This is a genomic window from Streptomyces sp. NPDC056169, assembly GCF_042268445.1.
In the GTDB taxonomy this organism is placed as follows: Bacteria; Actinomycetota; Actinomycetes; order Streptomycetales; family Streptomycetaceae; genus Streptomyces.
The window spans coordinates 56,426-67,425 of sequence record NZ_JBHJUO010000015.1 but is presented as its reverse complement, the minus strand read 5'-3'; the positions used below and the strand labels follow the sequence as shown (position 1 = coordinate 67,425).

Here is an 11,000-nt window from a genome sequence, read left to right as displayed (position 1 = left end):
CGCCCCCGCCGATCACGACCACTGCCGGGCGTCCCGGGGGTAGGGCCAGGCCTACCCCTCGCGTACGGCCTTCACGAACACGTCGAGCGCGTCGAGGGGTTCGCGCCCGCCGAGCAGCGCGCGCAGGTCGCTCTCGACGCCCGTTCCGTCCAGGAAGCCGTGCGCGATCGCCGAGTACGTGCTCGCCACCATCGGCACCTGGAAGGGCGCGGCCCCGGAGGCGGCGACGGCGGTGCGGGCGTCCGCGAGCGTGCCCGGGGCGTACGTGGCGCCCAGGGCCTCCGCGAGCTCGGCGCCGCCGAGGGGACGCTCGCCGACGAGCTCGTAGACGCGGTTGCGGTGGGCGGCGGGGTCCGTGGCGACGGCGACCGCGACATCGGCGAGGTCCTCGCGGGCGACGGCGGCGAGCCGGCCCTCGCCGAGGGGCCCGGTGATGCGGTTCTCGGCGTCGGGGGCGGCGATCCCGGCGAGGAGCTCCGCGTAGAGGCCGTTGCGGAGGATGGTCCAGTCGAGGGTGGCGGACCGCTGGAGCCGCCGCTCGGTCCAGCGGTGGGCGAGGGCGTACGCGAGGTGGTCGCCGTCGCCGGAGAGGCTCGTGTAGACGACGTGCCGGACGCCCGCGTGCTCGGCGGCGGAGATCGCGGCGCCGTGGCGGGCGGCGACCGTGTCGTCCTCCCCGTACCCGGCGGAGACGAGGAGCAGGGTGTCGACCCCGGCGAAGGCCTCCGGCAGGGTCTCGGGCGCGTCGAAGTCGACGCGGCGGGTGGAGGGCAGGCCGGTGGGGCCGGAGGGCAGTCCGGCACGGGTGCCGGGCACTCCGGCGCGGGCGGCGTCGGCCGTGCGCGTGCCGAGGACGACGTCGTCGCGGCCGGCGAGACGGGCGGCGACGAGAGAGCCGAGGGCGCCGGAGACGCCGGTGACGAGCAGCATGTGTTCCCCCTGGGGTGGTGACGGCTGAGACCGCTGAGACCATCGTGGGGGGACGGCGGAGATCGCGGAAGGAGGCACTTTGATGTCCGAAGGGCACACGGAGGTAACCACGGGGGCGACCGCGGAGGCGGCCGTGGAGGTAACCGCCGAGCCGGTTGCCGGACCGGTGGTGACCTGCGCCGACGAGTGCGGGGTACGGGACGTCCAGGACCGGCTCGGCGACAAGTGGACCGTGCACGTGGTCGTCGAACTCGCCCCGGGCCCACAGCGCTTCCGGGATCTCCAGCGGCTGGTCGCGGGCATCTCGCAGCGGATGCTGACCCTGACGCTGCGCCGCCTCGAACGGGACGGACTCGTCTCGCGGACGGTCTACCCGACGACCCCGCCGCAGGTGGAGTACGCGCTGACCGAGACCGGCCACAGCATGACCCACCTGATCAAACAGCTGGTCGACTGGTCGCTCGACCACCGTGCGGTGATCGCCCGGTCGCGCGAGGAATGGGACACGAGGACGGCGTGAGTACCACCACCATCGACAAGGCCTTCGAGGCGCTGTACGCGAGCGACGACGCCTCGCTCGACACGGCGGCGTCGCTGCTCGCCGCCGACCGGGGCGCGGACGCGGAACTGGCGCGGCGCGGCGAGGAGTTCGTACGGACGCTGTGGGGGAGGGGCTGGCAGCCGGCGGACCTGCTCCGCACGGCCCGCCGCGACCTCGCGGACGAACACGTCCGCGTCCTCGCCGCCCTGATCAGGACGGAGACGGCGGGCTACGAGCGCCTGCCCCACCGCTGGCAGGCGCAGCTCGACGAACTCGACGCACCGGACTCCGGGCCCCTCCGGCCGACGGGCCGCCCGGACCGCTTCTCGTACGCGACGACCGTCCTGGAGCTGTACCGGATCCTGGTCCGGCTGCCGAGGCTCGACGCGGTCGGCCCGGTCCCGGGCGAGACGCTGCCGCCGGCTGCCGCGGGGGAGCCCCGCATGCTCACCCGGATCCGCGCGCTGCTCGCGAAGGCGGAGGCGACCGGATACCCGGAGGAGGCGGAGGCGCTCACCGCGAAGGCCCAGGAGCTGATGGCGCGGCACAGCCTGGACGAGGCGACGCTCGCGGCGGGCGCGCCGTCGCCGGAGACGCCGGGCGCGATCCGGATCGGGGTGGAGCCGCCGTACGAACAGGCGAAGGCGATCCTGCTGGACGCGGTGGCGACGGCGAACCACTGCCGGGCGGTGTGGAACGAGGCGTACGGCTTCTCGACGGTGGTCGGCTTCGAGGCGGACCTCGATCCGGTGGAGCTGCTGTACACGTCGCTGCTCGTGCAGGGGACGGCGGCGATGACGCGGGCGGAGGCGGAGCAGCGGGCGGGCGGCCGCAAACGTACGAAGTCGTTCCGCCAGTCCTTCCTCCTCGCCTACGCCAACCGCCTCGGCGCCCGCCTCGCGACGACGTCCCGCCGGGTCGCCGCCGAGGCCCCGACACTCCTCCCGGCCCTCGCGTCCCGCGACCTCGCGGTCACGAACCGCACGGACGAGCTCTTCCCGGAGACCCGGTCGACGAGGGTCCGCGCGGCCTGGGACGAGGAGGGCTGGAACCACGGCGCCACGGCGGCGGACAGGGCGGGCCTCCACCCGAACCGCCGCCCCTTGCCGTAGGACCGGGCCCGCACCTCGCTCAAGGGCCCGCACCTCGCTCAAGGGCCCGCACCCCGCTCAAGGGCGCGCACCCCGCCCCCAGGGCCCGCGCACCCTGCCCGAGGACCCGCACCCCGTCCCCAGGGCGGGGTGCGGGAAATGCCCGTTTGATGGCGGTTCGCGGATACGCTCAGGGCCATGAGTTGGCTCCGGGCCCTGAAGGAGACCGCCCGCTCGGGGCTCACCGTCGAGCGGCGGCGGCTCGAACCCGTCATCGCCGCCCGCGGCGCCCTCGGACTCGCCCTCGTCATCGGCTTCTCCCTCGCCCTCTTCGGCCCGTCCGTCGCCGCCTCCTCCGCCTTCGGCGCCTTCCAGGCCGCCATCGCCACCTTCCAGCGCTCCTGGCGCCCCCGCCCCACCCTCGCCCTCGCCTCCGGCGCCAGCCTCGCCCTGTCGACGTTCCTCGGCTACGTGACCGGCGCCGGCGACCATCCGGTCCTCTTCCTCGGCCTGCTCCTGCTCTGGACGTTCCTCTCGGGGCTCGCCTGGGCCGCCGGCCCCACCGCCGGCATCATCGCCTCCTCCAACGTGGCGATGATGCTCGTGACGGTCACCCTCCCCACCTCCGTCGCCACCGCCGCCGGCCACGCCGCCATGATCTTCGCCGGCGGTGTCGTCCAGGCCGCCCTCGTCGTCCTCCTCCCCGTCCGCCGCTGGGGCGCCCAGCGCGACGCCCTCGCCGACGCCCTCGCCGCCGAGGCGGACTACGCCCGCCGCCTCCGCCACGACCCGGTCGCCCCCTTCGACCCCGTACCGCTCATGACGGCCCGCAACGCCGCCGCCGTGACCCCCCGCCAGGCCCGCAGCCGCCCGGCGGAGCTGCACGGCGCGCGGGGCCTCGCCGAGCGGATCCGCCCGGTCCTCGCCTCGCTCGCCGACCCGGCCGTCGGCGTGCCCGAGGAGGGGCCGCAGCGGGACCGCGTGCGCGAGCTGCTCGCCGCCGCGGGCGCCGTCCTCGACGCCGCCGCGCACGCGATCCGGCACGGCGAGCCGGTCACCCTCCCCCCGGCGGCGCTCGCCGCCCTCCGCACCCCCGACACGGGCGCGATCCTCTCCGGCCCGCCCCGCCGCGCCGCCCACCGGCTCGCCGCCCTGCTCGGCGACGTCGTCGAGACGGCGGAGCCCCGTACGGAGACGACGACCGCGGACGAGGCCCGCACCCGCCCCACGATGGTCCGGCTCGCACCGATCGTCCTCGCGAAGATGCGCGCCGAGCTGCGCCCCGACTCCCCGATCCTGCGCCACGCCGTCCGCGTCTCGGTGGTCACGGCCGCCGGCTACCTCCTCGGCACCGCCCTCCCCTTCGGCCACGGCTACTGGGCGCCGATGGCCTCCGTCATGGTGATGCGGCCGGACTTCACGCAGACGTACGCCCGCTCGGTGGCCCGCTTCGGCGGCACCCTCGTCGGCGTGGCGCTCGCGACGGCGGTCGTCCAGACGGCCCACCCGGACATGTACCTGTCCGCCGCGCTCGCCGTCCTCTGCGCCTTCGGCATGTACCTGCTGATGCGCACGGGGTACGCCGTCAGCCAGGTCTGCGTCGCCGGGTACGTCGTCTTCCTGCTCGGCATGGACGGCGCCGGACTCACCCAGACGGTCCGGGAGCGCGTGCTCCTGACCCTCCTCGGCGGGCTGCTCGCGATGCTCTCGTACGCCGTCTACCCGGCCTGGGAGACACCCCGCCTGCGCGGCCGGCTCGCGGACTGGCTGGTGGCGGACGGCCGGTACGCCGCCGCCGTCGCCGCCCGGTACGCCGAACCCGCCGGCCGGTCCTGCCCCGACGTCCGCGAAGCGCTCCTCGCCACCCGCGCCGCCCGGGTGGCCTGGCAGGAGGCGGTGGACCGCGCGACCCACGAGCCGGTACGCCACCGGGGGCTCTCGCACGCGACGGCGGAGGAGGCCGGGCACGCCCTGGCGGAGTTCGGCCGGGCGGCGATGCTCCTGGAGGCGCACCTGCCGGACCGCGGCGCCGACCCGCTGCCCGCCGCCGCGGCCCTCGCGGAGGCCCTGCGCCGGTCGACGGAGCGGGGCGCGAAGGACCTGCGGGAACGCAGGCAGCCGCGCTGGGACGACCTGCGCGAGACCATCGCCGCCTGGTCGGCGGACCCGCTCGACCACTTCCTCCTCGACAAGAGCGCACGGCTGCTCCTCGACGCCCTGGACGAGCTCACGGCGGCGCTGCCGGATGCCACTCCGGCGCGCTAAAGGTGTCCTGTCGATCAGGGCGGGACACCAATTCCGGGATCGTGTCATCCGGCAGGGGGCCGGGCGGAGTTGAAAGGAGTGGAGAGCCAGACGGTCGCAGGCGACCGGACACGATGATCCCAGGAGCAACCGGATGAAGAAGTACCTGTCGGCCGTCGTCGCGGTGGCGGCCGCGGCGACCATCGCCGCACCGGCGACGGCGACGGCGACCGCCGAGACCACCGCCGCCGCCACCCGTTCGACCGTCGCCACCACCGTCACCGCCGTGGCCCCGGAGGCGAGGACCACCCCGGTCAGGGCGACCCCCGCCCCCAGCCCCGTCCGTACCGTCCGCCCCGGTGAGCGCGTCGACGCCGGACAGGGCTGGACCGTGTGGCTGACGCGGCAGGGCAAGTACTGGTCGGGCCCGGACGGCTTCGAGAACTTCCGCAGCGTCGTCGACGGCAACATCGACCGGACGCAGCCGGGCGTGAGCCACCAGAGCGAGGGCGGCCCGGACGGCGTCTTCCACTCCGGCCTCTACTACGGGACCCGTGCCGCGGGCCGCGTCGAACTGACCGACGCGGACGGCCGCAAGACCGTCGCGACCCTCGTCGCGCTGCCCGGCCGCTCCGACTGGGGCGTCTGGTACGTCCACACCGGACCGTCGAAGAGCGGCCCGGCCGTCGCGCTGTACGACCGCTCCGGCAAGCTTCTCGCCGACCTGCCGGCCTGGGACTTCTGACCGGCTGTCCCCCCTGAGCGGGGGCGGGGCCCGGCACGGGGCTGGCCCCGCCCCACTTCACTCCTTCCTCCCCCTTCCCCACCCGACGATCGCGAGGTCCGACACCGTGCCGCACCCCGAGTCCGCCGCCGAGGGCAACGGCGCCGCCGAGGACGACGGCTTCGCCGAGTTCGCCGTCGCCGCCTGGCCCCGACTGGTGCGCACGGCCCAACTGCTGACCGGCGACTTCCACGAGGCCGAGGACCTCGTGCAGACGACGCTGGCCAAGGTGTACGGGCGGTGGCGGCGGGTGCCCCGGAACGAGATCGACCTCTATGTGCGCCGGGCCCTCGTCAACAACAACCTCAGCCGCATCCGCCGCAAACGGGTCGCCCTGCTCCTCACGCCCGTGCTCCCCGAATCGCTCCGGCACACGTACGCGGGACATGCCGAGGCCGTCGAGCAACGCACCGCGCTCCAGGAGGCGTTAGCGGATCTGACCGCCCGCCAGCGCGCCGTGATGGTGCTCCGCTACTGGGAGGACCTGACCGAGCTGGAGATCGCGAGCGTCCTCAACTGCTCGATCGGCACGGTCAAGACGCACGCCCGCCGCGGCCTGGCGGCGCTGCGCACCCACCCCCGGCTCGCCGCCGCCCCCGTCCCGTACGCCCCCGCCGCCCCGTCCGGAGCCCGCCGATGACCACGTCCGAAGCCGCACCCGACCCCGGTCACGGTCACGATCCCGGTCACGGTCCCGGTCCTCACACGGACCCCGCGGCCGCGGCCGAGGCCGAGGCCGACTGGATCCGCGAGGTGTTCGCGAGCGAGGCCTACGACGTCACTCCGAGCCCGGTGCCGCTGGCGGCGCTCCGGCGTGTGGGGCGGAAGGCCCGTCGGCGCCGCCGCACGGCGACCTTCTCGGCGCTGACGGTCCTCGGCGCGGCGACGGCCGCGGCGGCGGTCGTCGGCGTGATGTCCGCGCGGCCGTCCCTGCCGGACCCCGTCCCGCTCGCCGCCTCGCCGTCCGCCGTCGCCCCCCGGATCCCCACGCCCACGGCCACGCCCACCTCGGCGGAGCCCACCCCGACCCCGGTCCGGGTCGTCGCGTCCGGCGCCCGCGTCGACGCGGGCAAGGGCTGGAAGCTCTGGCTGACGGCGGAGGGCAAGCACTGGACGGACCCGGACGGGATCGAGAACTTCCGGAGCGTCACCGACGGCAACGTCGACACGGCCACGCCGGGCGTGACCGACCAGGCGTCGTCGTCCCCGGCGGGCGCCTTCCACTCGGGCCTGTACTACGGGTTCGGGACCCGCACGGTCGGCCGGGTCGAGCTCACGGACTCCGGGGGCACCAGGACCGCCGCCGTCCTGCTCGAACTGCCGGGCCGGCCCGGCTGGGGCGTCTGGTACGCCCACACCGGGCCGGAGGGCGCGGAGGCCGCCGTGGCGATGTACGACCGCGCGGGCAAGCTCCTCGCGAAGCTCCCGGGCCGGGCGTGACCGCCGGGAGCCGTCACCACGACGCCTTCCGCACCCCCGGCAGGAAGCCCGCGTGCGCCTGCGCCGGGTGACCTGAGCTCCCCGGAGAGCCCTCCGGGGAGCTCTCCGTCGAGCCCGTCGTCCTCCGCGACCCAACCCCCGGGGCCGTAACGGCGTCCTCCATGGCGACCGAAAGGTCACAAGGTCAGGAGTCGTAGGGTGACCAGGGTGCTTCCGCCGTACTCCCTGGTAGCACGCTGCGTCGCGTAGCCGCTACGCCACCCCCCGTGCACGTGCATCTGCTCATGCATTGGCATATGAACACAGCTATGATCCGAGGAAGTTGACACCTGCACCAAGCAACTCGGGAGCTACCAGTGCATCATGCGCATCGCGCGTACAACGGCATGGCGGCCACGGAGCTGCGAGGCGTCGTCTGGCAGAAGAGCCGTCACAGCAACTCCCAGGGTTCCTGCGTGGAGTTCGCGAAGCTTCCGGGGGGAAACGTTGCCGTACGCAATTCGCGCCACCCCGACGGGCCCGCACTCGTCTACACGCCGGCGGAGATAGAGGCGCTCCTGCTCGGCGTCAAGGACGGGGAGTTCGACCACCTGGTGTGAGCGAACCCGGTGTCACCGGAGACATGAACGCGTGAAGGGCCCCGGCGGTCTCCGCCGGGGCCCTTCACGCGTACACCTCTACGCCTGTATCTGTCGCCTACTGCTCCGGGCCGACCCGGAACAGCGCCCACACGACCTTGCCCTGGAGCGTCCCCGCGAGCGGGTGCCATCCCCAGCTGTCGGCGAACGCCTCCACCAGGAAGAGCCCGCGGCCCGACTCCGCGGCGAAGTCCTCCTCGCCGCAGCGCGCCTCCGGGCTCACCCTGCTCGGGTCGCGCACGGCGCACACGAGGCGCGAAGCCCAGCGCATGAGATGCAGTCGCACGGGCGGGTTCTGGCCGTCTTCCTGGGGCGCGTCGGTGGGCACCGCGTGCCGCAGCGCGTTGGTGACGAGCTCGGAGACGACCAGGGCGACGTCGTCGAAGCGCTCGGTCAGTTCCCACCGGTCGAGCGTCGCGCTGGTGAACTTCCTGGCCCCGCGCACGGCTTCGAACCGGGCGGGCAGGGCACAGGAGGCGGAGGTGGAGACGGCGCCGGGATCGATCGGCGGAAGGCCCTGCCGTAACGGCTCGAGCACGGTCGATCCATTCGTCCCCATGCGAGGCACTCCCGGGAATCGCGACTGTGGTGCGACAACACGACAACACGAACGAGTACGCGGCTGCGCGGGGTCCATGGTTCCGAATGAGACCACTGGATGCAAGGGCAGATGCACGTGCACGCGCCGGACCTGTCCTTCCCTGTGGTGAATCTGTGCATATCTTCTGCGGGTTGATGCACGGTTCGGCGCGTCCCGGACCCCGATCCGCCCCCGATCAGTCGAGCACATGCCCGGAAGTCGCCCCCTTTCCGTAATCGAATGTGTACGCGCTGAAGCGTTTGGTGGCAGAATCCGGGGCTCGACGGGGGCTCGACACCGTAATGGGGAGGCTGAGAGCCGTGACCGCAGGCGAATCCGGTGGAGCGAGCGGGAGTGTGGTGCGACGCATCCTGCTGGGCTCCCAGCTGAGGAGGTTGCGCGAGTCGCGCGGGATCACCCGCGAGGCGGCCGGGTACTCGATCCGCGCGTCCGAATCCAAGATCAGCCGCATGGAGTTGGGACGGGTGAGCTTCAAGGCCAGGGACATCGAGGATCTGCTCACCCTCTACGGCGTCGGCGACGAGACCGAGCGCGGCGCGCTCCTGGGCCTCGCCCGCGAGGCCAACGTCACCGGCTGGTGGCACAGCTTCGGCGACGTCCTGCCCGGCTGGTTCCCCACGTACATCGGCCTCGAAGGCGCCGCCTCCCTCATCCGCGTCTACGAAGTCCAGTTCATCCACGGCCTGTTGCAGACCGAGGCGTACGCCCAGGCCGTCGTCACCCGGGGCATGCCCGAGGCCCCGCGCGCCGAGATCGACCGCCGCGTCGCCCTCCGCCTGGAGCGGCAGAAGGTCCTCGTCTCCGAGCGGGCCCCGCAGTTCCACGCCGTCCTCGACGAGGCCGCGCTGCGCCGCCCCTACGGCGACCGCTCCGTCATGCGGGGCCAGTTGAAGCATCTGATCGAGATCTCCGAGCACCCCGGGGTCACCCTCCAGGTCATGCCCTTCAGCTTCGGCGGTCACGCCGGCGAGAGCGGCGCCTTCACGATGCTGAGCTTCCCCGAGTCGGACCTCTCCGACATCGTCTACCTGGAGCAGCTCACCAGCGCCCTCTACGTCGACAAGCGCGAGGAGGTCGCCCAGTACCAGCGCGTGATGGAGCGCCTCCAGAAGGACAGTCCGGATCCGGCCGAAAGCCGGGACCTTCTTCGGGGACTCCTTCAACTCTCCTGACACATCAGTACGATGACGCCACATCAGTCTGATCGCGGGTAGCGGGTAGAGGGGTCTCCACCATGTCGCACTTCACCGACCTGGCCCACCAGTACATCGACGGCGAGTGGAAGCCGGGCAGCGGCTCGTGGGACATCATCGACTTCAATCCGTACACCGGGGAGAAGCTCGCGTCGATCACCGTCGCCACCGCGGGTGAGGTCGACCGCGCCTACCGGGCCGCCGAGCGCGCGCAGGCCGAGTGGGCCGCGACCAACCCGTACACGCGCCGGCTCGTCTTCGAGCGCGCGCTGCGGATCGTCGAGGACCGCGAGGCGGAGATCGCGGAGACGATCGTCGCCGAGCTCGGCGGCACCCGCCTCAAGGCCGCCTTCGAGCTGCACCTCGCCAAGGAGTTCCTGCGCGAGGCGGTCCAGCTGGCGCTGCGCCCCGAGGGCCGGATCCTGCCCTCCCCGGTCGACGGCAAGGAGAACCGCGTCTACCGCCTCCCGGTCGGTGTCGTCGGTGTCATCTCCCCGTTCAACTTCCCGTTCCTCCTCTCGATCAAGTCGGTGGCGCCCGCGCTCGCCCTCGGCAACGCGGTCGTCCTCAAGCCCCACCAGAACACCCCGATCTGCGGCGGCACCCTCGTCGCCAAGGTCCTGGAGGAGGCCGGACTCCCGGCCGGCCTGCTGAACGTCGTCGTCACCGACATCGCCGAGATCGGTGACGCGCTCCTCACCCACCCCGTCCCGAAGGTCATCTCCTTCACCGGCTCCGACAGGGTCGGCCGGCACGTCGCCACGGTCTGCGCGCAGAACTTCAAGCACGCCGTCCTCGAACTCGGCGGCAACAGCGCGCTGATCGTCCTCGACGACGCCGACGTCGACTACGCGGTGGACGCGGCCGTCTTCAGCCGCTTCGTGCACCAGGGCCAGGTCTGCATGGCGGCCAACCGCATCCTGGTCGACCGCACGCTGGAGGAGGAGTTCACCGAGAAGTTCGTGGCGAAGGTGAAGACCCTGCGCGTCGGCGACCCGGCCGACCCCGCCACGCACATCGGCCCGCTGATCAACTCCCAGCAGGCGGAGGCCGTCTCCGCGCTCGTCGACCAGACGGTCGCGGCCGGCGCGACGGCGCTGCTCCACGGCGCGGTCGACGGGAACGTCGTCTCCCCGTCCGTCCTCACCGGCATCCCGGCCGACTCGCCCGTGCTGAGCCAGGAGATCTTCGGCCCGGTCGCGCTCATCGTGCCCTTCGACGGCGAGGAGGAGGCCGTACGGATCGCCAACGACAGCCCGTACGGGCTGAGCGGCGCCGTCCACACCGGGGACGTCGAGCGGGGCGTGCGGATCGCCCAGCGCATCCACACCGGCATGATCCACATCAACGACGGCACCGTGCACGACGAGCCGATCGTGCCCTTCGGCGGCGAGAAGCACTCGGGCATCGGGCGGCTCAACGGCGACGCGATGGTGGACGCGTTCACCACGCAGAAGTGGATCTCGATCCAGCACGGCCGGAGCCGTTTCCCCTTCTAGGACAGAAGCTGTCCGCAAGGGGCCGTAACTTGATGGGTG

11 protein-coding genes are annotated in these 11,000 nt (G+C 73.2%); 9 read left to right on the top strand and 2 right to left on the bottom strand.

What is annotated here, in order from left to right; translation table 11 throughout:
- Window positions 1-51 precede the first annotated feature (51 nt).
- On the bottom strand, window positions 52-930 hold the full coding sequence (locus ACFC0G_RS25135; protein ID WP_376406906.1) for an NAD(P)H-binding protein: 879 nt from the start codon (window positions 928-930) through the stop codon (window positions 52-54).
- An 82-nt stretch (window positions 931-1,012) separates the two neighbouring features.
- Here ACFC0G_RS25135 and ACFC0G_RS25130 point away from each other — a divergent pair, with 82 nt between their 5' ends.
- From ACFC0G_RS25130 to ACFC0G_RS25100, 7 genes are all read left to right on the top strand, one after another.
- On the top strand, window positions 1,013-1,450 hold the full coding sequence (locus ACFC0G_RS25130) for a winged helix-turn-helix transcriptional regulator (RefSeq protein WP_376406904.1): 438 nt from the start codon (window positions 1,013-1,015) through the stop codon (window positions 1,448-1,450).
- On the top strand, window positions 1,429-2,583 hold the full coding sequence (locus ACFC0G_RS25125; RefSeq protein ID WP_376406902.1) for a DUF2786 domain-containing protein: 1,155 nt from the start codon (window positions 1,429-1,431) through the stop codon (window positions 2,581-2,583). Before ACFC0G_RS25130 ends, ACFC0G_RS25125 begins: the two co-directional genes overlap by 22 nt.
- A 177-nt stretch (window positions 2,584-2,760) precedes the next feature.
- The gene (locus tag ACFC0G_RS25120; protein ID WP_376406900.1) at window positions 2,761-4,827 is read left to right on the top strand and encodes an FUSC family protein; all 2,067 of its coding nucleotides are present in this window, start codon (window positions 2,761-2,763) and stop codon (window positions 4,825-4,827) included.
- A 133-nt stretch (window positions 4,828-4,960) separates the two neighbouring features.
- A complete protein-coding gene (locus ACFC0G_RS25115; RefSeq protein WP_376406898.1) occupies window positions 4,961-5,551 on the top strand; it encodes a hypothetical protein in 591 nt (196 codons plus the stop codon).
- Between the two features lie 106 nt (window positions 5,552-5,657).
- Window positions 5,658-6,230 carry a SigE family RNA polymerase sigma factor gene (locus ACFC0G_RS25110; protein ID WP_376406896.1) on the top strand — a complete coding sequence of 191 codons (573 nt, stop codon included), beginning with the start codon at window positions 5,658-5,660 and terminating at the stop codon, window positions 6,228-6,230.
- Window positions 6,227-7,030, top strand: a complete 804-nt coding sequence (locus ACFC0G_RS25105) for a hypothetical protein (protein WP_376406894.1) — start codon at window positions 6,227-6,229, stop codon at window positions 7,028-7,030. Before ACFC0G_RS25110 ends, ACFC0G_RS25105 begins: the two co-directional genes overlap by 4 nt.
- 386 nt (window positions 7,031-7,416) lie before the next feature.
- Entirely contained in the window at window positions 7,417-7,629 is a 213-nt protein-coding gene (locus tag ACFC0G_RS25100; RefSeq protein WP_030219358.1) for a DUF397 domain-containing protein, read from the top strand.
- 97 nt (window positions 7,630-7,726) lie between these two features.
- On the opposite strand, the gene ACFC0G_RS25095 is transcribed toward ACFC0G_RS25100, so the two are convergent.
- The gene (locus ACFC0G_RS25095; protein WP_376406892.1) at window positions 7,727-8,227 is read right to left on the bottom strand and encodes an ATP-binding protein; all 501 of its coding nucleotides are present in this window, start codon (window positions 8,225-8,227) and stop codon (window positions 7,727-7,729) included.
- Between the two features lie 323 nt (window positions 8,228-8,550).
- On the opposite strand from ACFC0G_RS25095, the gene ACFC0G_RS25090 reads away from it, so the two are divergent.
- Complete coding sequence (locus ACFC0G_RS25090) at window positions 8,551-9,441, top strand: helix-turn-helix domain-containing protein (RefSeq protein WP_376406890.1); 891 nt, start codon at window positions 8,551-8,553, stop codon at window positions 9,439-9,441.
- 62 nt (window positions 9,442-9,503) lie between these two features.
- Window positions 9,504-10,961 (top strand): aldehyde dehydrogenase family protein, encoded by a 1,458-nt coding sequence (locus tag ACFC0G_RS25085; RefSeq protein WP_376406888.1) that lies wholly within the window; start codon window positions 9,504-9,506, stop codon window positions 10,959-10,961.
- Window positions 10,962-11,000 lie beyond the last annotated feature (39 nt).